The organism is Pseudomonas sp. GP01-A4 (assembly GCF_058780865.1).
In genome coordinates, this window is sequence record NZ_JBYSWF010000011.1 from 60,200 (window position 1) to 82,715 (window position 22,516).

The following is a 22,516-nucleotide window of genomic DNA, read 5'->3' on the forward strand; positions in this document are numbered from 1 at the left end:
CCGCTAGGCGACGTCCTGTCGCATTCCCCTGCCTTTAAGGCTCATTAGCGGTGGACCAAAAAAGCCTTTTTCTGTAAGCTACAGCTTTAGTGTGTCCACTAAAAGCGCGCAGAATAATTCAGTGAAGAAGCGGGGTGACGTGTCCATACGTCACTCCGCTTTTTTACAACCTGCGATCGCCCTTTCAGGCTTTATTTACGGGAGGTCTTCTTGACTAAGCCAGCCATACTCGCCCTTGCTGATGGCAGCATTTTTCGCGGCGAAGCCATTGGAGCCGACGGTCAGACCGTTGGAGAGGTGGTGTTCAACACCGCCATGACCGGCTATCAGGAAATCCTTACTGATCCTTCCTACGCCCAACAGATCGTTACCCTGACCTATCCGCACATCGGCAACACCGGTACTACACCGGAAGACGCCGAGTCTGATCGTGTCTGGTCGGCTGGCCTGGTCATTCGTGACCTGCCACTGGTAGCGAGCAACTGGCGTAACACGATGTCCCTGTCCGATTACCTGAAAGCCAACAACGTTGTGGCGATCGCCGGTATCGATACGCGTCGCCTGACACGCATCCTGCGTGAAAAAGGCTCGCAGAACGGCTGCATCATGGCCGGTGACAACATCTCCGAAGAAGCAGCGATCGCAGCGGCCCAAGGTTTCCCTGGCCTGAAAGGCATGGATCTGGCGAAAGTCGTCAGCACCAAGGAAACGTACGAGTGGCGCTCCACCGTCTGGGACTTGAAGACCGACAGCCACGCGACCATCGAAGCTTCCGAACTGCCGTACCACGTCGTGGCCTACGACTACGGTATCAAGCACAACATCCTGCGCATGCTGGTCGAGCGCGGTTGCCGCGTGACCGTGGTACCTGCGCAGACCCCGGCCAACGACGTACTGGCCCTGCAGCCGGACGGCGTGTTCCTGTCCAACGGCCCGGGTGACCCGGAGCCTTGCGACTACGCCATCAAGGCGATCAAGGAAGTGCTCGAAACCGAGATCCCGGTGTTCGGCATCTGCCTCGGCCACCAACTGCTGGCCCTGGCCTCCGGCGCCAAGACCCTGAAAATGGGTCACGGCCACCACGGTGCCAACCACCCGGTGCAGGACCTGGACACTGGCGTCGTGATGATCACCAGCCAGAACCACGGTTTTGCGGTGGATGAAGCGACGCTGCCGGGCAACGTCCGGGCGATTCACAAGTCGCTGTTCGACGGTTCCCTGCAAGGTATCGAGCGCACCGACAAGAGCGCGTTCAGCTTCCAGGGCCACCCTGAAGCAAGCCCGGGCCCGAACGACGTAGCGCCGCTGTTCGACCGTTTCATCAATGAGATGGCCAAGCGACGCTAACTGAGCGGCCTGAGGGCGGCCCGGGAAACCGGCGGCCCCCTCGGGCTCTTCAAAGATTGTTCAAGACGGCTTGCCGACTGACCTGCGGATTTGAGTGACAAACCCATGCCAAAACGTACAGACATAAAAAGCATCCTGATTCTCGGCGCTGGCCCGATCGTGATCGGCCAGGCCTGCGAATTCGACTACTCCGGCGCCCAGGCCTGTAAAGCCCTGCGCGAAGAGGGCTACCGCGTCATCCTGGTGAACTCCAACCCGGCCACCATCATGACCGACCCGGACATGGCCGACGCCACCTACATCGAGCCGATCAAGTGGCAGACCGTTGCCAAGATCATCGAGAAAGAGCGTCCGGACGCACTGCTGCCAACCATGGGTGGCCAGACCGCCCTGAACTGCGCACTGGACCTGGAGCGCGAAGGCGTCCTGGAGAAGTTCGGCGTAGAGATGATCGGCGCCAATGCCGACACCATCGACAAGGCTGAAGACCGTTCGCGTTTCGACAAGGCCATGAAGTCCATCGGCCTTGATTGCCCGCGTTCCGGTATCGCCCACAGCATGGAAGAGGCCAACGCGGTCCTTGAGCGCCTGGGCTTCCCGTGCATCATCCGTCCGTCCTTCACCATGGGCGGCACCGGCGGCGGTATCGCTTACAACCGTGAAGAGTTCGAAGAAATCTGCGCCCGCGGCCTGGACCTGTCTCCGACCAAAGAGCTGCTGATCGACGAATCCCTGATCGGCTGGAAAGAATATGAGATGGAGGTTGTCCGCGATAAGAAGGACAACTGCATCATCGTCTGCTCGATCGAAAACTTCGACCCGATGGGCGTGCACACCGGTGACTCGATCACCGTTGCGCCGGCACAGACCCTGACGGACAAGGAATACCAGATCATGCGTAACGCCTCTTTGGCGGTGCTGCGTGAGATCGGTGTGGAAACCGGTGGCTCCAACGTCCAGTTCGGCATCTGCCCGGACACTGGCCGCATGGTTGTGATCGAGATGAACCCGCGTGTATCGCGTTCTTCGGCGCTGGCATCGAAAGCTACCGGCTTCCCGATTGCGCGCATCGCCGCCAAGCTGGCGATCGGTTACACCCTGGACGAGCTGCAGAACGAAATCACCGGCGGCGCAACACCGGCTTCCTTCGAGCCGTCGATCGATTACGTCGTCACCAAGCTGCCACGCTTCGCTTTCGAGAAATTCCCGAAAGCCGACGCCCGCCTGACCACTCAGATGAAGTCGGTTGGTGAAGTCATGGCCATCGGCCGGACCTTCCAGGAGTCCCTGCAGAAAGCCCTGCGCGGCCTGGAAGTGGGCGTTTGCGGCCTGGACGAGAAGCTCGACCTGAGCAACCCGGAAAGCATGAGCGTGCTCAAGCGCGAGCTGACCGTGCCGGGTGCCGAGCGTATCTGGTACGTGGCCGATGCTTTCCGCGCCGGCATGACCGTCGAAGACATCTTCGGCATGAACATGATCGACCCGTGGTTCCTGGTGCAGATCGAAGATCTGATCAAGGAAGAAGAGAAAGTCAAGACCCTCGGTCTGTCCTCCATCGACCGCGACCTGATGTTCCGCCTCAAGCGCAAAGGTTTCTCCGACATGCGTCTGGCCAAGCTGCTGGGCGTGACCGAGAAGAACCTGCGCACCCATCGCCACAAGCTGGACATCTTCCCGGTCTACAAGCGCGTTGATACCTGTGCGGCCGAGTTCGCCACCGACACTGCATACATGTACTCCACCTACGAGGAAGAGTGCGAAGCCGCGCCGTCGGGCCGCGACAAGATCATGATCCTGGGCGGCGGTCCAAACCGTATCGGCCAAGGCATCGAGTTCGATTATTGCTGCGTACACGCCGCTCTCGCCCTGCGCGAAGACGGGTACGAGACCATCATGGTCAACTGCAACCCGGAAACTGTTTCTACTGACTACGACACTTCCGACCGTCTGTACTTCGAGCCGGTAACCCTGGAAGACGTACTGGAAATCTGCCGTGTCGAGAAGCCAAAAGGCGTGATCGTCCAGTACGGCGGCCAAACCCCGTTGAAACTGGCTCGCGCACTTGAAGCTGCTGGCGTGCCGATCATCGGTACCAGCCCTGACGCTATCGACCGTGCCGAAGACCGTGAGCGCTTCCAGCAGATGGTTGAGCGCCTGAACCTGCGTCAGCCGCCAAACGCCACTGTGCGCAGCGAAGACGAAGCGATCCGCGCGGCCAGCAAGATTGGTTACCCGCTGGTGGTGCGTCCGTCCTACGTACTGGGTGGCCGGGCGATGGAAATCGTCTACGAAGAAGACGAACTCAAGCGTTACCTGCGTGATGCGGTGAAAGTGTCCAACGACAGCCCGGTGCTGCTGGACCACTTCCTCAACTGCGCTATCGAGATGGACGTGGATGCGGTCTGCGACGGCACCGACGTGGTGATCGGCGCGATCATGCAGCACATCGAACAGGCTGGCGTTCACTCCGGTGACTCCGCTTGCTCGCTGCCGCCATACTCGCTGCCTGCACACATCCAGGACGAGATGCGCGAACAGGTCAAGAAAATGGCCCTGGAGCTGGGCGTGGTCGGCCTGATGAACGTACAGTTGGCGCTGCAAGGCGAAGACATCTACGTCATCGAAGTCAACCCGCGCGCCTCGCGTACCGTGCCGTTTGTTTCCAAGTGCATCGGTGTTTCCCTGGCAATGATTGCTGCCCGTGTGATGGCCGGTAAGACCTTGAAGGAAATCGGCTTCACCAAGGAAATCATTCCGAACTTCTACAGTGTGAAAGAGGCGGTGTTCCCATTCGCCAAATTCCCTGGTGTGGACCCGATCCTGGGCCCGGAGATGAAGTCCACCGGTGAAGTGATGGGCGTGGGCGATACCTTCGGTGAAGCATTCGCCAAAGCCCAGATGGGCGCCAGCGAAGTGCTGCCTACCGGCGGTACTGCGTTCATCAGCGTGCGCGATGATGACAAGCCGCTGGTTGCAGGCGTGGCCCGTGATCTGATCAACTTGGGCTTCGAAGTCGTGGCCACTGCCGGGACCGCCAAGCTGATCGAGGCTGCCGGCCTGAAAGTGCGTCGCGTGAACAAGGTAACGGAAGGCCGTCCACACGTGGTCGACATGATCAAGAATGACGAAGTCACCCTGATCATCAACACCACCGAAGGTCGCCAGTCGATCGCGGACTCCTACTCCATTCGTCGTAACGCCTTGCAGCACAAGATCTACTGCACCACCACCATTGCTGCTGGCGAAGCTATCTGCGAAGCGCTGAAGTTCGGTCCTGAAAAAACCGTGCGTCGCTTGCAGGATCTACACGCAGGATTGAAGGCATGATCAAATACCCAATGACCGTCCAGGGCGCAAAAGCCCTGGAAGAAGAGCACGCCCACCTGACCAAGGTCGTCCGTCCAAAGCTGAGCCAGGACATCGGTACGGCCCGGGAATTGGGTGACCTGAAGGAAAACGCTGAATACCATGCTGCCCGCGAGCAGCAAGGTATGGTCGAGGCGCGGATCCGTGACATCGAAGGCCGCCTGCAGAATTCGGTGGTTATCGACGTCACGACCATCCCGCATACCGGCAAGGTGATTTTCGGCACCACCGTGGAAATCGCCAACGTCGAGACTGACGAAAGCGTGGTGTACCACATCGTGGGTGAAGACGAGGCCGACTTCAAACTCGGCAAGATCTCCGTCGGTTCGCCGCTGGCCCGCGCCTTGATTGCCAAGGAAGAGGGTGACGTGGTGGCCGTCAAGACGCCTGGTGGCGTGATCGAGTACGAGATTGTCGAAGTTCGTCACATCTGAAAGGCGGCGCCCGCTTCGTGCGGGCGCCATGCTTTGGCAGTTTGCCCAGATGCTTTGGGTTGGCGGCCTATGGCTGTTACATATTGGTGTGCTGCCGGCGCTGGGCCTGATTGGCCTGGCACCGTTGCTGATCGATGAGGTCAGCGGATTATTAAGCGCGTTGCTGGTAGGTTTTGCAGCGGCGTGCGTGACGCTTCAGGCGCTGGTGCTGATCAAGGCCGAAGGCTTGGGGAGTCTGTGGCGGGATATTCGCGGGCAACTGCTGTTGATGGCGCTGTATGCGTGCGCAATGTTTTGCGTGGTGCGCATCTTTCTGCCGGAGGCGTTGCGCTGGCAGCTGTTCAGCTATCTTGTGCTAGGGTTTTCCGGGTTGGTGCTGGTTGTACAGCCGGCGCCAGGATGGAGTGGCAGGGCGTGCGAAGCACGCCCGTGACCCTTGTTTCACTTGAAGCGGTGTACGTTCGACAGTTGCTTGTTGGCGCTGAAGTTCTTGCGATACAGCAGCGCCATCTTGCCGATGACCTGAACCAGGTCCGCTTTGCCAGCCTTGCACAGTTCTGCAATAGCTGCCAGGCGCGCCTCGCGATCAAGGATGCTGACCTTGATCTTGATTAGCTCGTGATCGCCCAATGCGCGTTCAAGTTCGGCTAACACACCTTCAGTCAAACCGTTGTCAGCCACAATCAAAACTGGTTTCAGATGGTGGCCAATGGATTTGTACTGTTTCTTCTGCTCTTGAGTGAGCGGCATAATCTGACCCCTGCGTCTGATCTTGTAAAAAGCGGCGGCCAGTTTACCCGAGCGAGTCCGGGACCGCCCAGTTAATCACGACCCGTTTTATTTTCGAGGTGGCCCGTGGCCCGTTCCAAAACTAGCCTTAAGTGGCTGCAAGAGCATTTCAACGACCCTTACGTCAAAATGGCGCAAAAGGATGGCTACCGTTCCCGGGCCAGCTACAAACTGCTGGAGATCCAGGAAAAGGACAAGTTGATCCGTCCTGGCATGAGCGTTATCGACCTGGGTGCCGCCCCGGGTGGCTGGTCCCAGGTGACCAGTCGTCTGATTGGTGGACAAGGCCGTTTGATCGCTTCTGACATCCTGGAAATGGACAGCATCCCTGACGTGACCTTTGTTCACGGCGATTTTACCCAGGACGAAGTGCTGGCACAGATCCTTGAGGCCGTCGGAAATTCGCAGGTAGACCTTGTGATTTCCGATATGGCCCCCAATATGAGTGGATTACCGGCTGTTGATATGCCGCGAGCCATGTTCCTGTGCGAATTGGCACTGGACCTGGCAGGACGGGTACTGCGTCCGGGTGGTGACTTCCTGGTCAAGGTCTTCCAGGGTGAAGGCTTCGACGAGTATCACAAGAACATCCGCAAACTGTTCGACAAGGTACAGACACGCAAGCCTGACTCTTCCCGGGACAGGTCTCGCGAGCAGTATTTGCTGGGTCGCGGCTTCCGTGGCATTGAAGGCGCTGCCAGTGAAGAGCGTTTTTGAGAAATTTGACGGAGGCGATAGGTTTTTTTATATCGCTTTCGTCATGAAGCTTTACGAATATTGTGTAGTCAAAGTTTCACAAAGGGTTACAGACGGCGCCTGCCAGAGTTGTAGGTAATGTAGTAAGTTAGGCCGGTGAATATCATGCGAAGCACGCGCCAGTAGCGGAGCTTGCTTCAGAGGGTAGTTAATTGAACGATATGGCAAAGAATCTGATCCTGTGGTTGATCATCGCGGCTGTCCTCGTGACGGTGATGAACAACTTCTCCAGCCCTAACGAGCCGCAGACCCTCAACTATTCCGACTTCATCCAGCAAGTTAAGGATGGCAAGGTCGAGCGCGTAGCAGTTGATGGCTACGTGATTACCGGCAAGCGCAACGATGGCGACAGCTTCAAGACCATCCGTCCGGCAATCCAGGACAATGGCCTGATCGGCGACCTGGTGGATAACCACGTGGTTGTCGAAGGCAAGCAGCCTGAGCAGCAGAGCATCTGGACCCAGCTCCTGGTGGCCAGCTTCCCGATACTGGTGATTATCGCCGTGTTCATGTTCTTCATGCGCCAGATGCAAGGTGGTGCGGGAGGCAAGGGCGGGCCGATGAGCTTCGGCAAGAGCAAGGCACGCCTGCTTTCCGAAGATCAGGTGAAAACCACCCTGGCTGACGTTGCAGGCTGCGACGAAGCCAAGGAAGAAGTGGGCGAACTGGTTGAGTTCCTGCGCGATCCGGGCAAGTTCCAGCGCCTGGGTGGCCGTATTCCTCGCGGTGTGCTGATGGTTGGCCCGCCAGGTACCGGTAAAACCCTGTTGGCCAAGGCCATTGCCGGCGAAGCCAAAGTACCTTTCTTCACCATTTCCGGTTCCGACTTCGTCGAAATGTTCGTCGGTGTAGGTGCCAGCCGTGTTCGCGATATGTTCGAACAGGCCAAGAAGCACGCTCCGTGCATCATCTTCATCGATGAAATCGACGCCGTTGGTCGCCATCGTGGCGCCGGCATGGGCGGCGGTCATGATGAGCGTGAGCAGACGCTTAACCAGTTGCTGGTTGAGATGGACGGCTTTGAAATGAACGACGGCATCATCGTGATCGCTGCAACCAACCGTCCAGACGTACTCGACCCCGCTTTGCTGCGTCCGGGCCGTTTTGACCGTCAGGTCGTTGTCGGGTTGCCAGACATCCGTGGTCGTGAGCAGATCCTGAAAGTGCACATGCGCAAAGTGCCAATGGGCGACGACGTGGCTCCGGCCGTGATTGCCCGTGGTACTCCAGGCTTCTCCGGTGCCGACCTTGCCAACCTGGTGAACGAGGCGTCGCTGTTTGCCGCCCGTACCGGCAAGCGCATCGTTGAAATGAAGGAGTTCGAGCTGGCGAAAGACAAGATCATGATGGGCGCCGAGCGCAAATCCATGGTCATGTCCGAGAAAGAGAAGCAGAACACCGCTTATCATGAAGCCGGTCACGCCATTGTTGGTCGCGTTGTGCCTGAGCATGACCCGGTCTACAAGGTATCGATCATTCCTCGTGGCCGGGCGCTGGGCGTCACCATGTTCCTGCCGGAAGAGGATCGCTACAGCCTCTCCAAGCGTGCCTTGATCAGCCAGATCTGCTCGCTGTATGGCGGCCGGATCGCCGAAGAGATGACCCTGGGCTTCGACGGTGTTACCACCGGTGCCTCCAACGACATCATGCGTGCCAGCCAGATTGCGCGGAACATGGTGACCAAGTGGGGTCTGTCGGAGAAACTCGGTCCTTTGATGTATGCCGAGGAAGAAGGCGAAGTATTCCTGGGTCGCGGTGGTGGTGGTCAAGCTGCCAGCTTCTCCGGCGAGACAGCCAAGCTGATCGACTCCGAGGTGCGCAGCATCATTGACCAGTGCTACGGCACGGCCAAGCAGATCCTCACCGACAACCGCGACAAGCTCGACGCCATGGCTGATGCCCTGATGAAGTACGAGACCATTGATGCCGAGCAGATTGACGACATCATGGCTGGTCGTACGCCTCGCGAGCCTCGCGATTGGGAAGGTGGTTCGGGTACTTCGGGCACGCCGCCAGTGGTACAGAACGAACGCCCTGAAGCCCCGATCGGCGGCCCGGCTGCTGACCATTAAGGTTTGAAATGACTTCTGCGTTGTCCTCGACCCGGTTGCCTTGCGGCAGCCGGGTTCTTGATTTGGCCCATACACACGTTATGGGCATTCTTAATGTAACCCCTGATTCCTTTTCCGATGGTGGTCGCTTCAGTCAGCTTGATGCTGCGTTGCGCCATGCGGAAGCGATGGTGGCTGCCGGTGCGACTCTGATTGACGTCGGTGGCGAATCAACCCGGCCCGGTGCGCGCGCAGTTTCTCCCCTGGAGGAGCTGGAACGGGTTGCTCCGATTGTCGAGCGCATCCATCAAGAGCTGGACGTCATCATCTCTGTCGACACCTCGACCCCTGCCGTTATGCGCGAAACTGCGCGGCTGGGTGCAGGGTTGATCAACGATGTGCGCTCTTTGCAGCGCGATGGCGCTCTGGATGCGGCCGCCGCGACGGGGCTGCCGGTTTGCCTGATGCATATGCTTGGCGAGCCGGGCACGATGCAGGACGACCCGCATTACGACAATCTGGTCGGTGAAGTGAAAGGTTTTCTTGCCGAGCGCATGGCTCAATGCGCGGCGGTGGGGATTGCTCCCGAGCGGATAATCCTCGACCCGGGATTTGGCTTTGCCAAGACCTTGCAGCACAATTTAAGCCTGTTCAAGCATATGGAATCCCTGCATGCCCTTGGTCGCCCCTTGTTGGTCGGGGTTTCGCGCAAGAGCATGATAGGTCTGGCGTTGAATCGTCCCGTGGGTGAGCGGCTGCATGGCGGCCTGGCACTTGCGGCACTTGCCGTGGTCAAGGGTGCGCGCATCTTGCGCGTGCATGACGTGGCCGAGACGATAGATGTAGTGCGGATGATCGCAGCGGTTGAATCAGCCGAATAAGAATGATGGAGCACTTATGACTAAAAAGTATTTTGGCACCGATGGCATTCGCGGTCGGGTCGGCGAATTCCCGATTACTCCCGATTTCATGCTCAAGCTGGGCTGGGCCGCCGGCATGGCGTTCCGCAGCATGGGGGCCTGCCGTATCCTGGTGGGTAAGGACACGCGTATCTCGGGTTATATGTTTGAGTCTGCGCTGGAGGCAGGTCTGTCTGCTGCCGGCGCTGATGTGATGCTGTTGGGGCCGATGCCTACGCCGGCGATCGCTTACCTGACGCGTACCTTTCATGCTGAAGCCGGTATCGTGATCAGCGCTTCGCACAATCCCCACGATGACAATGGCATCAAGTTCTTCTCGGGCCAGGGCACCAAGCTGCCGGATGAGATCGAGCACATGATCGAAGAGTTGCTGGATGCGCCGATGACCGTCGTCGAATCGAGCAAGCTGGGCAAGGTTTCGCGGATTAACGACGCTTCCGGCCGTTACATCGAGTTTTGCAAAAGCAGCGTGCCTAGCAGCACCAATTTTGCCGGGTTGAAGGTCGTCATCGACTGCGCCCACGGCGCGACTTACAAAGTCGCACCGAGTGTGTTCAAGGAGCTTGGCGCAGACGTTACTGTACTGTCGGCGCAGCCGAACGGCCTGAACATCAACGACAACTGCGGCTCAACCCACATGGGTCAGTTGCAGGCGGCTGTCCTGGCTGAGCATGCCGACTTGGGCATCGCGTTCGATGGTGATGGCGACCGCGTATTGATGGTCGACCACACTGGCGCGATCGTCGATGGCGACGACCTGTTGTTCATCATCGCCCGTGACCTGCATGAGCGTAACAAGCTGCAAGGCGGCGTCGTCGGTACCTTGATGAGCAATCTTGGCCTGGAGCTCGCCCTGGCAGATCTGGGGATCCCGTTTGTGCGCGCCAATGTCGGTGACCGCTACGTGATTGCCGACCTGCTGGAGCGTAATTGGCAGGTGGGTGGCGAAAATTCCGGTCATATCGTCTGCTTCCAGCACACGACTACCGGGGATGCGATCATTGCGGCGCTGCAGGTGCTGCTGGCGCTGCGTCGCCGTGAAGAAAGCCTCGCCCAGGCGCGGCAGGCGTTGCGCAAGTGCCCGCAAGTGCTGCTCAACGTGCGCTTTGCAGGCGGTGACAACCCTATCGAGCATCCGGCTGTCAAAGAGGCCAGTGAGCGCGTGACTGCCGCCATGGCGGGGCGTGGCCGGGTCTTGCTGCGCAAGTCGGGTACCGAGCCTTTGGTGCGTGTAATGGTCGAGGGCGAGGACGAAACACAGGTTCGCGGCTATGCCGAAGAGCTGGCAAAACTGGTAACTGAAGTTTGCGCCTGAATTCGGCTTGCCAGTGATGATGTGGTTGGGTAACATCTGCGCCCACTTTGACCGACGAGGTACAGCATGCGTCGCACTATGGTAGCTGGTAACTGGAAGATGCACGGTACCCGCGCCAGTGTCGCTGAGCTGATCAATGGCCTTCGTCATTTGGCCTTGCCTAGCGGTGTTGATGTCGCGGTATTCCCGCCTTGCTTGTATATCAATCAAGTGATTGATGGCTTGAAAGGCAAGTCGATCCAGGTCGGCGCGCAGAACTCTGCGGTGGAATCCATGCAAGGTGCGTTGACCGGTGAGATTGCACCGAGTCAGCTGGTTGATGCGGGTTGCTCCCTGGTGCTTGTTGGGCACTCCGAGCGCCGCCAGATCATGGGCGAGCGTGATGGGACACTCAATCGCAAATTCGCGGCGGCACAGGCTTGCGGCTTGGTTCCGGTGTTGTGCATAGGGGAGACCCTTGAGCAGCGTGAGTCCGGTAAAACTCTTGAGGTTGTCGGGCGTCAGCTGGGCAGCATCATCGAGGAGCTGGGAGTCGGTGCCTTTGCAAATGCAGTAATTGCTTACGAGCCGGTCTGGGCCATTGGCACCGGGCTGACTGCTTCGCCGCAACAGGCGCAGGATGTGCACGCAGCCATCCGCGCGCAGTTGGCGGCAGAGAATTCTGAGGTCGCACGAGGTGTGCGGCTTCTATACGGCGGCAGCGTGAAGGCGGCCAATGCGGTCGAACTGTTCGGCATGCCGGATATCGATGGGGGGCTCATTGGTGGGGCTTCCCTGAATGCAGATGAGTTCGGTGCGATTTGTCGCGCCGCGGGAAACTGAAAAAATGCTGGAAACAGTCATCGTTGTTTTTCATCTGCTGGGTGCACTGGGCGTAGTTGCTCTGGTTTTGCTGCAGCAGGGTAAAGGTGCGGACGCTGGTGCGTCTTTCGGGGCAGGTGCTTCAAATACTGTGTTCGGAAGCCAAGGTTCCTCTACCTTTCTTAGTAAGTTTACTGCTATACTTGCCGCCGGTTTCTTCATAACCAGCTTGGGGTTAGGTTACTTTGCTAAAGAGAAAGCTCATGTGCTGACTCAAGTAGGTCTCCCAAACCCAGCAGTGTTGGAAGTACCAAAAGCAAAACCGGCTTCTGATGATGTCCCGGTGCTTCAAGAGCAAAAGTCGGCTACTCCAGCGACTGACGTACCTCCAGCTCAAGAGCAGAAGTAAGAAGGTTGTAATCGCTGTATTGCCGAGGTGGTGGAATTGGTAGACACGCAACCTTGAGGTGGTTGTGCCCATAGGGTGTAGGGGTTCGAGTCCCCTTCTCGGTACCAATTATCAGGAGAGCCCGCTGTTGCGGGCTTTCTTGTAGGTGGAAGGTTACATTGACCCTGTAAGGGATCGGTCGTATACTTCCGCCCCAGCTTTGTCGCGGGGTGGAGCAGTCTGGTAGCTCGTCGGGCTCATAACCCGAAGGTCGTCGGTTCAAATCCGGCCCCCGCAACCAGTTTTAGCGGAGCCCCTTTTAAGGGGCTTTTTGTTAGCTGGACACTTTCAACGCCGCTGTTCGACGGCGTTTCAAGGATGGGCGTTTCGCCCATTTTTTTATTTTGCACAGCATGCACATACATGCACGAGGGGGTTCAGGTGTCGAGCAAGCTAGAAGAGTTGCAGGCCTTGTTGGCCCCGGTGGTCGTGGCCCTAGGCTATGAATGCTGGGGTATTGAGTTTTCGGCTCAAGGTCGCCACTCAATGTTGCGCGTTTATATCGATAAAGAGGGCGGCGTGCTGGTGGACGATTGTGCCATTGTCAGCCGTCAGATCAGCGGTGTCCTGGATGTTGAAGATCCGATCTCCGTTGAATACACCCTCGAAGTTTCCTCGCCTGGCATGGAACGCCCACTGTTCACTATTGATCAGTTTGCAAAATTTGCCGGTGAACAAGTGAAGATCAAGCTGCGCTCTCCCTTTGAAGGGCGACGCAACTTTCAGGGCCTTCTGCGCGGTGTAGAAGAGCAGGACGTCGTGGTGCAGGTAGAAGACCATGAGTTCCTGTTGCCGATCGATATGATCGACAAGGCCAACATTATTCCCAGTTTTGACTGAGACGCGGATCCCGCGGATCCAATGGCTTGCGAAAGGCGAGGCGTACGATGAGCAAAGAAGTACTGCTGGTTGTTGAGTCGGTATCCAATGAAAAGGGCGTACCGGCAAACGTGATTTTTGAAGCGCTGGAGCTGGCCCTGGCCACTGCTACCAAAAAGCGTTTTGAAGACGAAGTTGATCTGCGTGTGGAAATCAACCGCCACACCGGTGCCTACGAGACTTTCCGTCGCTGGACGGTCGTCGAAGAAGCCGATCTTGATGATCCGGCCATCGAAACCTGGCCGAGCAAGGTTGCTGAAACGCATCCGGGCGCCCAGGTCGGTGATGTCGTCGAAGAAAAGATCGAATCCATCGAGTTCGGCCGCATCGCTGCACAGACTGCCAAGCAAGTCATCGTGCAGAAGGTCCGCGAAGCCGAGCGCGCTCAAGTCGTTGACGCTTATCGCGAGCGCCTGGGGGAAATCATCTCCGGCACCGTGAAAAAAGTCACCCGCGACAACGTGATCGTCGACCTGGGTAACAACGCTGAAGCGTTGCTGGCCCGCGAAGACATCATTTCCCGCGAAACTTTCCGGGTTGGCGTGCGCTTGCGTGCGCTGCTCAAGGAAATCCGCACCGAGAACCGCGGCCCTCAGTTGATCCTGTCGCGTACCGCGCCGGAAATGCTGATCGAGCTGTTCCGCATCGAAGTGCCGGAAATTGCCGAAGGCCTGATCGAAGTCATGGCTGCGTCCCGCGATCCGGGTTCACGCGCCAAGATCGCGGTCCGCTCCAAGGACAAACGCATCGACCCGCAAGGCGCTTGCATTGGTATGCGCGGTTCGCGCGTCCAGGCAGTGTCGGGCGAATTGGGCGGTGAGCGTGTGGACATCGTCCTGTGGGACGATAACCCTGCGCAGTTCGTGATCAACGCAATGTCGCCTGCTGAAGTGGCGGCAATTATCGTTGACGAGGATGCCCATGCAATGGACATCGCCGTTGGCGCAGACAATCTGGCTCAGGCCATCGGTCGCGGTGGTCAGAACGTACGTTTGGCCAGCCAGTTGACCGGCTGGACCCTGAACGTGATGACCGAATCGGACATCCAGGCTAAGCAGCAAGCAGAAACCGGTGACATCCTGCGCAACTTCATCGACGAGCTGGAAGTCGACGAAGACCTGGCACAGGTGCTGGTAGATGAAGGCTTCACCAGCCTGGAAGAGATTGCCTACGTACCGTTGGAAGAAATGCTCAACATCGACGGCTTTGACGAAGACACCGTCAACGAGCTTCGCGCTCGGGCCAAGGATCGTTTGTTGACTAAAGCCATCGCTACTGAGGAAAAGCTGGCAGACGCCCATCCGGCCGAAGACCTGCTCTCGCTTGAGGGTATGGACAAGGATTTGGCGATGGAACTGGCGGTGCGCGGCGTAATTACCCGCGAAGACCTGGCCGAGCAGTCTATTGACGACCTGCTCGACATCGACGGCATTGACGATGATCGTGCCGGCAAGTTGATCATGGCCGCCCGAGCCCATTGGTTCGAGTAATTAGGCGCGGCCTGAGGAGAGAAGTGCATGACGCAAGTCACGGTGAAACAACTGGCCGATGAGGTCAAAACACCGGTAGAGCGCCTGTTGCAGCAGATGCGTGAGGCAGGTCTGCCGCACACCGCCGCCGACGAAGGTGTGAGCGATAGTGAGAAGCAGTCTTTGCTGACTCACTTGAAGAGCAGCCACAAGGCGAAAGTGGAAGAACCGCGCAAGATTACATTGCAGCGCAAAACCACCAGCACCCTGCGTGTTGCTGGCAGCAAGAGCATCAGCGTTGAAGTACGCAAGAAGAAAGTCTTCGTACAGCGCAGCCCGGAAGAAATCGAAGCCGAGCGCAAACGCGAACTGGAAGAACGTCGCGCAGTAGAAAATGCTGCTCGTCAGAAGGCTGAAGAAGAAGCCAAGCGTCGCGCCGAAGAAGAAGCGCGTCGCCAGCCTGCTGCTGCGCAACCTGCTAACACTGAGGCCGTTGCTGCGCCTAGCGCGCCTGTTGAAGCTGTTCGTGAGGCCGCTCCGGTTGCCGCCGCGCCAGCTCCTGCAGCCGACGCTCGCAAACGCGAAGAACCTCGCCGCCCGGACAAACCACGTGCCGACGATAACAATCGTCGTGGCAGTGGCGATGGTGAGCGCAAAAACGCTCCACATCGTGCTTCGGTCAAAGAGAAGGCGCCAGCGCCACGCGTTGCCCCACGTACTACCGACGAAGAAAGCGACAGCTTCCGTCGCGGTGGTCGCGGCAAGGCCAAGCTGAAGAAGCGCAACGCCCACGGTTTCCAGAGCCCAACCGGCCCTGTCGTGCGTGACGTGCAGATCGGCGAGACCATCACTGTTGGCGACCTCGCCAATCAGATGTCGGTCAAGGCTGCTGAAATCATCAAGTTCATGTTCAAACTGGGTACCCCAGCGACCATCAACCAGGTACTGGACCAGGAAACTGCCCAACTGGTTGCTGAAGAGCTGGGCCACAAAGTGACCCTGGTCAGCGACACCGCCCTGGAAGATTCCCTGGCCGAGTCCCTGAAGTTTGAAGGCGAGACGTTCTCCCGTGCGCCAGTCGTGACCGTAATGGGCCACGTTGACCATGGTAAGACCTCGCTGCTCGACTATATCCGTCGTGCCAAGGTAGCTGCAGGCGAAGCCGGCGGCATCACCCAGCACATCGGTGCATACCACGTTGAAACCGAACGCGGCATGGTCACCTTCCTCGACACCCCTGGTCACGCCGCGTTTACCGCCATGCGTGCCCGTGGTGCCAAGGCGACTGACATCGTGATCCTGGTAGTTGCGGCGGACGACGGCGTAATGCCGCAGACCATTGAAGCTGTCCAGCACGCTAAAGCCGCTGGTGTTCCTCTGGTTGTTGCAGTGAACAAAATCGACAAGCCGGGCGCCGATCTCGATCGCATCCGTAGCGAACTGTCGGTTCACGGCGTGACTTCCGAAGAGTGGGGCGGTGATACGCCATTCGTTTCGGTTTCGGCGAAAGTCGGTACCGGTGTAGACGAACTGCTCGAAGCTGTCCTGCTGCAAGCCGAAGTTCTTGAGCTGAAAGCAACTCCATCGGCCCCGGGTCGTGGTGTTGTGGTTGAATCGCGTCTCGACAAGGGTCGTGGCCCGGTTGCAACCGTTCTGGTTCAAGACGGTACCCTGCGCCAAGGCGACATGGTCCTGGTCGGTTCGAACTATGGCCGTGTACGTGCCATGCTCGACGAGAACGGCAAGCCAATCAAGGAAGCCGGTCCTTCCATCCCTGTCGAGATCCTCGGCCTGGACGGTACCCCGGACGCTGGCGACGAGATGAGCGTGCTGTCGGACGAGAAGAAAGCCCGTGAAGTGGCTCTGTTCCGTCAAGGCAAGTTCCGCGAAGTCAAGCTGGCCCGTGCTCACGCCGGCAAGCTGGAAAACATCTTCGAGAACATGGGCCAGGCAGAGAAGAAGACGCTTAACATCGTCCTCAAATCTGACGTTCGTGGTTCCCTCGAAGCGTTGAACGGCGCCTTGAATGGCCTGGGTAACGACGAAGTGCAGGTGCGTGTGGTCGGCGGCGGTGTCGGTGGTATCACCGAATCCGATGCTAACCTGGCGCTGGCCTCCAACGCTGTACTGTTCGGCTTCAACGTGCGTGCCGATGCTGGCGCACGGAAGATCGTCGAGCAGGAAGGCCTGGACATGCGTTACTACAACGTCATCTACGACATCATCGAAGACGTCAAGAAAGCCCTCACCGGCATGCTTGGCAGCGACGTCCGGGAGAACATCCTGGGTGTGGCCGAGGTGCGTGACGTGTTCCGCTCGCCGAAATTCGGCGCGATCGCCGGTTGCATGGTTATCGAAGGTGTTGTGCACCGTAACCGTCCAATCCGTGTACTGCGTGAAGACATCGTTATCTTCGAAGGCGAGCTGGAATCCCTGCGCCGCTTCAAGGATGACGCTTCCGAAGTACGTGCCGGCATGGAATGCGGTATTGGCGTCAAGAGCTACAACGACGTCAAGGCGGGTGACAAGATCGAAGTCTACGAGAAGGTCCAGGTTGCTCGCAGCCTCTAACTCGCGTACTTCAAGGGCCACGCAGCGCCCGGGCATGCAAATGCCTGGCGCTGTGTCCGGACTCTAAACGCAACGCCCGGTCTGGCTTTTGTCAGGCCGGGCGTTTGCCGCTTTCAGACCCCACGGGTTTCACCGTGTGGCAGCAACAGGTAACAAGACATGGCAAAAGAATACAGCCGTACCCAACGTATCGGCGATCAGATGCAGCGTGAGCTGGCACAGCTGATCCGTCGTGAAGTAAAAGACCCACGTGTTGGCCTGGTCACCATCACCGCCGTTGAAGTCAGCCGTGACGTTGGTCACGCCAAGATCTTCATCACCGTGATGGGCCAGGACAACAGCGAAGAAATCGCGCAAAGCATCAAGGTGCTCAACTCCGCCGCAGGTTTCCTGCGTATGCAGTTGGCCCGTGAAATGAAGCTGCGCAGCGTTCCTCAGTTGCACTTCCACTACGACGAAAGTGTCGTGCGTGGCGCGCACCTGTCGGCACTGATCGAGCGGGCCGTGGCTGAAGACAATCAGCACCCGGAATCCGCCACGCCTGAAGACGCCAAGGAGTAATCGGTGGCTCAGGTCAAACGTATCCGTCGTAATGTCAGCGGCATCATTCTGCTCGACAAGCCCATTGGTTTTACCTCCAATGCGGCGTTGCAGAAGGTTCGCTGGCTGCTCAATGCCGAGAAGGCAGGGCACACCGGCAGCCTCGACCCCTTGGCCACCGGCGTGTTGCCGTTGTGCTTCGGCGAGGCCACCAAGTTTTCGCAATACCTGCTCGATTCCGACAAGGGCTACGAGACCCTGATGCAACTGGGCAAGACCACCACCACGGCAGACGCCGAAGGTGATGTTTTGCAGGTTCGCGAGGTGACCGTTGGTCGTGCTGATATCGAAGCTGCCTTACCTGCTTTTCGTGGGCAAATCAGTCAGATACCGCCGATGTACTCGGCTCTCAAGCGTGATGGCCAGCCTCTATACAAGCTGGCACGTGCAGGGGAAGTGGTGGAGCGCGAACCGCGTTCTGTTACTATTGCGCGCTTGGAATTGCTCGCCGCTGAAGGCGACACCGCCCGGTTGGCGGTGGACTGCAGCAAAGGCACCTATATCCGCACCCTCGTGGAAGATATCGGTGAGCAACTAGGCTGTGGCGCATACGTTGCAGAACTGCGACGCACCCAGGCAGGCCCTTTCACCCTGGCCCAGACGGTCACGCTGGAAGAGCTGGAAGCAGTGCATGCCGAAGGCGGCAACGAAGCGGTTGATCGCTTCCTGATGCCATCGGACAGCGGTTTACTGGATTGGCCATTGCTGCACTTCTCGGAGCACAGCGCGTTCTACTGGCTTAACGGCCAGCCGGTACGTGCACCGGATGCCCCGAAGTTCGGCATGGTGCGGGTACAAGATCACAACGGTCGCTTTATCGGTATCGGTGAAGTGAGCGAAGACGGGCGCATCGCGCCGCGTCGACTGATTCGGTCAGAATGACCGAAACCAGTTTGTGGTAAAAGCGCAGTAGCTTTTACTCAAACTGGAACGAGGGTGGCTGTTAGCAGGCATGGTCACTACTCATTTTTAGATACAGGGATTTGTCCCTGGCCTGTTGAAACTGCCCTTTGGGTGGTTTCCTGAAAAAAGGATTGCCTCATGGCTCTCGACGTTCAAGAAAAAGCACAAATCGTTGCTGACTATCAGCAAGCTGTTGGTGACACTGGTTCGCCAGAAGTGCAAGTTGCACTGCTGACCCACAACATCAACAAGCTGCAAGGTCACTTCAAGGCCAACGGTAAAGATCACCACTCCCGTCGTGGTCTGATCCGCATGGTAAACCAGCGCCGTAAGCTGCTGGACTACCTGAAAGGCAAGGATCTGGGTCGTTATCAGACTCTGATCGGTCGCCTGGGTCTGCGTCGCTAATAAGCGATTGCGCTAGAGGTTGGTTGGCTGTCGTGTGTCAGTGGGTTTCCCGCTGGCCCATGGCAGGCTTCCAGCCTCAAGTTTTATCTGGATACACGTTTTACCCTGGACAGGCGTTGGGCCGATTCCCGACATTGCCCAAGAATTTCGCAAGAAGACAAGTTCCCCAAGAGCCACAAAGAAGGTAGGACACCGTGAACCCGGTTATCAAAAAATTCCAGTTCGGTCAGTCGACCGTTACCCTCGAGACAGGCCGTATCGCCCGTCAAGCCTCCGGCGCAGTGCTGGTTACCGTTGACGACGACGTCACCGTATTGGTGACCGTTGTAGGCGCCAAGACCGCTGACCCAAGCAAAGGCTTCTTCCCTCTTTCCGTTCACTACCAGGAAAAGACTTACGCTGCAGGTAAGATCCCTGGTGGTTTCTTCAAGCGTGAAGGCCGTCCTTCCGAGAAAGAAACCCTGACTTCCCGACTGATCGACCGTCCGATCCGTCCGCTGTTCCCAGAAGGCTTCATGAACGAAGTGCAGGTTGTCTGCACCGTCGTTTCCACCAGCAAGAAGACCGATCCGGACATCGCTGCGATGATCGGTACCTCGGCGGCCCTGGCCATCTCCGGTATTCCTTTCGATGGCCCGATCGGCGCTGCCCGTGTTGCATTCCACGAAAGCACCGGCTACCTGCTGAACCCGACTTACGAACAACAGAAAGCTTCGAGCCTGGACATGGTCGTTGCCGGTACTTCGGAAGCCGTGTTGATGGTTGAATCGGAAGCCAAAGAGCTGACCGAAGACCAGATGCTGGGCGCTGTACTGTTTGCTCACGACGAGTTCCAGGTTGTGATCAACGCTGTCAAGGAACTGGCCGCTGAAGCTGCCAAGCCAACCTGGACCTGGGCTCCTCAGCCAGAAGCTACCGCACTGCTGGGCGCTATCCGCTCCGAGTTCGGCACCGCTATCTCCGACGCCTACACCATCACCATCAAGGCCGACCGTTACGCTCGCCTGGGTGAGTTGAAGGACCAGGTTGTTGCCAAGCTGTCCGGTGAAGAAGGCCAGCCTTCTTCCAGCGAAGTCAAAGCAGCCTTCGGCGAAATCGAATACCGCACCGTTCGCGAAAACATCGTTAACGGCAAGCCACGTATCGACGGCCGCGACACCCGCACCGTACGTCCGCTGAACATCGAAGTCGGCGTTCTGCCAAAAACCCACGGTTCGGCCCTGTTCACCCGTGGTGAAACCCAGGCCCTGGTTGTTGCAACACTGGGTACTGCCCGTGACGCACAGCTGCTGGACACCCTGGAAGGCGAGAAAAAAGACCCGTTCATGCTGCACTACAACTTCCCTCCGTTCTCGGTAGGTGAGTGTGGTCGCATGGGTGGCGCTGGTCGTCGCGAAATCGGTCACGGCCGTCTGGCCCGTCGTTCGATTGCAGCCATGTTGCCTGCCGCCGACGTGTTCCCGTACACCATTCGTGTTGTGTCGGAAATCACCGAGTCCAACGGTTCCAGCTCCATGGCTTCGGTCTGCGGCGCTTCCCTGGCTCTGATGGATGCCGGCGTTCCGATGAAGGCACCGGTTGCCGGTATCGCCATGGGCCTGGTTAAAGAAGGCGAGAAGTTCGCCATCCTGACCGACATCCTGGGCGACGAAGACCACCTGGGCGACATGGACTTCAAAGTAGCCGGTACCGCCAAAGGTGTTACCGCGCTGCAGATGGACATCAAGATCAAGGGCATCACCGAAGAAATCATGGAAATCGCTCTGGGCCAAGCCCTGGAAGCGCGCCTGAACATCCTCGGTCAGATGAACCAGATCATTGGCCAGTCCCGTACCGAACTGTCGGAAAATGCTCCGACCATGATCGCGATGAAAATCGACACCGACAAAATCCGTGATGTTATCGGTAAAGGCGGCGCGACCATTCGTGCGATCTGTGAAGAGACCAAGGCTTCGATCGACATCGAAGACGACGGCTCGATCAAGATCTTCGGCGAAACCAAGGAAGCGGCTGAAGCGGCACGTCAGCGCGTCCTGGGTATCACTGCTGAAGCCGAGATCGGCAAGATCTACGTCGGTAAGGTTGAGCGCATCGTCGACTTCGGCGCATTCGTCAACATCCTGCCGGGCAAGGACGGTCTGGTTCACATCTCCATGCTGAGCGATGCTCGCGTTGAGAAAGTGACCGACATCCTGAAAGAAGGCCAGGAAGTGGAAGTGCTGGTACTGGACGTGGACAACCGCGGCCGTATCAAGCTGTCCATCAAGGACGTAGCAGCAGCCAAGGCTTCGGGCGTTTAATCACCCCGTCGCTGCAAGCTGAAAAAGGACTCTTCGGAGTCCTTTTTTTATGCCTGCTGGAAAGTGTCGCGAAATCAGGCGTTTAGCCATACCCCAAAAGCCGCAACTTGCATGCAGGCACGTTCGTCTTCATGCAAGTTGCACGATTCCGAAAATCACCTGTTTTCATAACGTGTTGTTTTATAAGGATTTAATTGGCCGCGTCGAGTTGGCACACTGTCTGCAATATCCCTGTTAACGCTGCAGCATCAAGGTTTACGTACTGCAGACTTTTAATAAAACAGGAGTTACTCGTATGAAGAAGTTCGCTCTCGCTACTGCTACCGCTCTGACCCTGGCCATGGGTGCTAACGTAGCCTTTGCTCAGACTTCCCAAGCCCCTATGACGCTGGCGGCCGGTGAAGTCACCAAGGCTAAAGAGTCCACTTCGGATACCTGGATCACCACCAAAGTCAAAGCTGACCTGCTGACCGAGAAAGGTATTCCTGGTTCGGACATTAAGGTTGAGACCAACAAAGGTGTGGTCTCCCTGTCCTCGACAGTTGCTATCTCCGACGCTCAGAAAGCTACTGCTGTAGCGATCACCAAGAAAATCAAAGGCGTAACCGCAGTTTCGGCTGACGGCCTGATGGCTGGCGGCGCTACCAAGGCTGATAACGTCGACAAAACCAAAAGCGCAGCTGCTGGTGCCAAAGAGTCCACCTCGGACACTTGGATCACCACCAAAGTGAAAGCTGACCTGGTAACCGAGAAAGGTATTCCTGGCACCGACATCAAAGTCGAAACCAACAAAGGTGTAGTTTCCCTGTCGTCGACCGTCGCAGTGACTGAAGCGCAGAAAACCACCGCGGTGAACATCACCAAGAAAATCAAAGGCGTTAAAGCTGTATCGGCCGACGGCCTGAAAGCAGAGTAACGCTTAACGAATCGCCTGAGCTAGGCGGAGGCGGCCACGAGCGAGTCTAGTTATCCGCTCAATGCACCTCACAGGTTCATGCGACCGACCACACGGATGTGGTCATTACAGGCCCCGGCACTTGTGTCGGGGCCTGTTCTATTGTGGGTAGAAAAGTGGGGAGGTCAGCGAGGCTCTTGTGGCGAGGGGGCTTGCCCCCGTTGGGCTGCGTAGCGGCCCCTTGGTATGACGACGCTGATCCGC

At 57.8% G+C, this 22,516-nt stretch carries 19 protein-coding genes and 2 tRNA genes; 20 read left to right on the top strand and 1 reads right to left on the bottom strand.

Annotation, left to right across the window (positions count from 1 at the left end):
• Positions 1 to 210: 210 nt before the first annotated feature.
• From carA to AC3WKX_RS09640, 4 genes are all read left to right on the top strand, one after another.
• The gene (gene carA / locus AC3WKX_RS09625) at positions 211 to 1,347 is read left to right on the top strand and encodes a glutamine-hydrolyzing carbamoyl-phosphate synthase small subunit (RefSeq protein WP_003212214.1); all 1,137 of its coding nucleotides are present in this window, start codon (positions 211 to 213) and stop codon (positions 1,345 to 1,347) included.
• Positions 1,348 to 1,452: 105 nt separating this feature from the next.
• Entirely contained in the window at positions 1,453 to 4,674 is a 3,222-nt protein-coding gene (gene carB, locus AC3WKX_RS09630) for a carbamoyl-phosphate synthase large subunit (protein ID WP_003212212.1), read from the top strand.
• A complete protein-coding gene (greA, locus tag AC3WKX_RS09635; RefSeq protein ID WP_003212209.1) occupies positions 4,671 to 5,147 on the top strand; it encodes a transcription elongation factor GreA in 477 nt (158 codons plus the stop codon). Before carB ends, greA begins: the two co-directional genes overlap by 4 nt.
• A 28-nt stretch (positions 5,148 to 5,175) precedes the next feature.
• Positions 5,176 to 5,580, top strand: coding sequence for a hypothetical protein (locus tag AC3WKX_RS09640; protein ID WP_003212207.1), 405 nt, complete (start codon positions 5,176 to 5,178; stop codon positions 5,578 to 5,580).
• A gap of 8 nt (positions 5,581 to 5,588) precedes the next feature.
• Here AC3WKX_RS09640 and yhbY read toward each other — a convergent pair whose 3' ends face one another.
• Entirely contained in the window at positions 5,589 to 5,897 is a 309-nt protein-coding gene (gene yhbY / locus AC3WKX_RS09645) for a ribosome assembly RNA-binding protein YhbY (RefSeq protein WP_003212205.1), read from the bottom strand.
• Positions 5,898 to 6,002: 105 nt separating this feature from the next.
• On the opposite strand from yhbY, the gene rlmE reads away from it, so the two are divergent.
• From rlmE to AC3WKX_RS09725, 16 genes are all read left to right on the top strand, one after another.
• Entirely contained in the window at positions 6,003 to 6,653 is a 651-nt protein-coding gene (gene rlmE / locus AC3WKX_RS09650; protein ID WP_003212203.1) for a 23S rRNA (uridine(2552)-2'-O)-methyltransferase RlmE, read from the top strand.
• Positions 6,654 to 6,853: 200 nt separating this feature from the next.
• A complete protein-coding gene (gene ftsH, locus AC3WKX_RS09655; RefSeq protein ID WP_008436840.1) occupies positions 6,854 to 8,764 on the top strand; it encodes an ATP-dependent zinc metalloprotease FtsH in 1,911 nt (636 codons plus the stop codon).
• Positions 8,765 to 8,772: 8 nt separating this feature from the next.
• Entirely contained in the window at positions 8,773 to 9,624 is an 852-nt protein-coding gene (folP, locus tag AC3WKX_RS09660; protein ID WP_087693399.1) for a dihydropteroate synthase, read from the top strand.
• A gap of 16 nt (positions 9,625 to 9,640) precedes the next feature.
• Positions 9,641 to 10,978, top strand: a complete 1,338-nt coding sequence (gene glmM, locus AC3WKX_RS09665) for a phosphoglucosamine mutase (RefSeq protein ID WP_003212196.1) — start codon at positions 9,641 to 9,643, stop codon at positions 10,976 to 10,978.
• Positions 10,979 to 11,044: 66 nt separating this feature from the next.
• Positions 11,045 to 11,800, top strand: a complete 756-nt coding sequence (gene tpiA / locus AC3WKX_RS09670) for a triose-phosphate isomerase (protein WP_003212194.1) — start codon at positions 11,045 to 11,047, stop codon at positions 11,798 to 11,800.
• Positions 11,801 to 11,804: 4 nt separating this feature from the next.
• On the top strand, positions 11,805 to 12,188 hold the full coding sequence (secG, locus tag AC3WKX_RS09675; protein WP_026078118.1) for a preprotein translocase subunit SecG: 384 nt from the start codon (positions 11,805 to 11,807) through the stop codon (positions 12,186 to 12,188).
• Between the two features lie 21 nt (positions 12,189 to 12,209).
• A tRNA-Leu gene (locus AC3WKX_RS09680) sits at positions 12,210 to 12,295 on the top strand.
• Between the two features lie 96 nt (positions 12,296 to 12,391).
• Positions 12,392 to 12,468: transfer RNA gene (locus AC3WKX_RS09685), tRNA-Met, on the top strand.
• A 140-nt stretch (positions 12,469 to 12,608) separates the two neighbouring features.
• Entirely contained in the window at positions 12,609 to 13,067 is a 459-nt protein-coding gene (rimP, locus tag AC3WKX_RS09690; RefSeq protein WP_003235029.1) for a ribosome maturation factor RimP, read from the top strand.
• Between the two features lie 47 nt (positions 13,068 to 13,114).
• Complete coding sequence (nusA, locus tag AC3WKX_RS09695) at positions 13,115 to 14,596, top strand: transcription termination factor NusA (RefSeq protein ID WP_003212187.1); 1,482 nt, start codon at positions 13,115 to 13,117, stop codon at positions 14,594 to 14,596.
• 27 nt (positions 14,597 to 14,623) lie between these two features.
• On the top strand, positions 14,624 to 17,146 hold the full coding sequence (infB, locus tag AC3WKX_RS09700) for a translation initiation factor IF-2 (RefSeq protein ID WP_003212186.1): 2,523 nt from the start codon (positions 14,624 to 14,626) through the stop codon (positions 17,144 to 17,146).
• 159 nt (positions 17,147 to 17,305) lie between these two features.
• Positions 17,306 to 17,707, top strand: coding sequence for a 30S ribosome-binding factor RbfA (gene rbfA, locus AC3WKX_RS09705; protein WP_003212184.1), 402 nt, complete (start codon positions 17,306 to 17,308; stop codon positions 17,705 to 17,707).
• Positions 17,708 to 17,710: 3 nt separating this feature from the next.
• Positions 17,711 to 18,628 carry a tRNA pseudouridine(55) synthase TruB gene (gene truB / locus AC3WKX_RS09710; RefSeq protein WP_003212182.1) on the top strand — a complete coding sequence of 306 codons (918 nt, stop codon included), beginning with the start codon at positions 17,711 to 17,713 and terminating at the stop codon, positions 18,626 to 18,628.
• Between the two features lie 159 nt (positions 18,629 to 18,787).
• Positions 18,788 to 19,057: a 30S ribosomal protein S15 gene (rpsO, locus tag AC3WKX_RS09715; RefSeq protein WP_003177875.1), complete on the top strand. Its 270-nt coding sequence runs from the start codon at positions 18,788 to 18,790 to the stop codon at positions 19,055 to 19,057.
• Positions 19,058 to 19,251: 194 nt separating this feature from the next.
• Positions 19,252 to 21,357, top strand: coding sequence for a polyribonucleotide nucleotidyltransferase (gene pnp, locus AC3WKX_RS09720; RefSeq protein WP_003212180.1), 2,106 nt, complete (start codon positions 19,252 to 19,254; stop codon positions 21,355 to 21,357).
• Between the two features lie 295 nt (positions 21,358 to 21,652).
• Positions 21,653 to 22,273, top strand: coding sequence for a BON domain-containing protein (locus AC3WKX_RS09725; protein WP_003212178.1), 621 nt, complete (start codon positions 21,653 to 21,655; stop codon positions 22,271 to 22,273).
• Positions 22,274 to 22,516: the final 243 nt, after the last annotated feature.

Excerpts from the sequence above, each read along its gene's own strand:
- greA (WP_003212209.1), top strand. The coding sequence starts at position 4,671 with ATGATCAAATACCCAATGACCGTCCAGGGCGCAAAAGCCCTGGAAGAA.
- glmM (WP_003212196.1), top strand. The coding sequence starts at position 9,641 with ATGACTAAAAAGTATTTTGGCACCGATGGCATTCGCGGTCGGGTCGGC.
- rpsO (WP_003177875.1), top strand. The coding sequence starts at position 18,788 with ATGGCTCTCGACGTTCAAGAAAAAGCACAAATCGTTGCTGACTATCAG.
- tpiA (WP_003212194.1), top strand. The coding sequence starts at position 11,045 with ATGCGTCGCACTATGGTAGCTGGTAACTGGAAGATGCACGGTACCCGC.
- secG (WP_026078118.1), top strand. The coding sequence starts at position 11,805 with ATGCTGGAAACAGTCATCGTTGTTTTTCATCTGCTGGGTGCACTGGGC.
- rbfA (WP_003212184.1), top strand. The coding sequence starts at position 17,306 with ATGGCAAAAGAATACAGCCGTACCCAACGTATCGGCGATCAGATGCAG.
- ftsH (WP_008436840.1), top strand. The coding sequence starts at position 6,854 with ATGGCAAAGAATCTGATCCTGTGGTTGATCATCGCGGCTGTCCTCGTG.
- AC3WKX_RS09725 (WP_003212178.1), top strand. The coding sequence starts at position 21,653 with ATGAAGAAGTTCGCTCTCGCTACTGCTACCGCTCTGACCCTGGCCATG.
- folP (WP_087693399.1), top strand. The coding sequence starts at position 8,773 with ATGACTTCTGCGTTGTCCTCGACCCGGTTGCCTTGCGGCAGCCGGGTT.
- AC3WKX_RS09640 (WP_003212207.1), top strand. The coding sequence starts at position 5,176 with ATGCTTTGGCAGTTTGCCCAGATGCTTTGGGTTGGCGGCCTATGGCTG.
- carB (WP_003212212.1), top strand. The coding sequence starts at position 1,453 with ATGCCAAAACGTACAGACATAAAAAGCATCCTGATTCTCGGCGCTGGC.
- yhbY (WP_003212205.1), bottom strand. The coding sequence starts at position 5,897 with ATGCCGCTCACTCAAGAGCAGAAGAAACAGTACAAATCCATTGGCCAC.
- nusA (WP_003212187.1), top strand. The coding sequence starts at position 13,115 with ATGAGCAAAGAAGTACTGCTGGTTGTTGAGTCGGTATCCAATGAAAAG.
- infB (WP_003212186.1), top strand. The coding sequence starts at position 14,624 with ATGACGCAAGTCACGGTGAAACAACTGGCCGATGAGGTCAAAACACCG.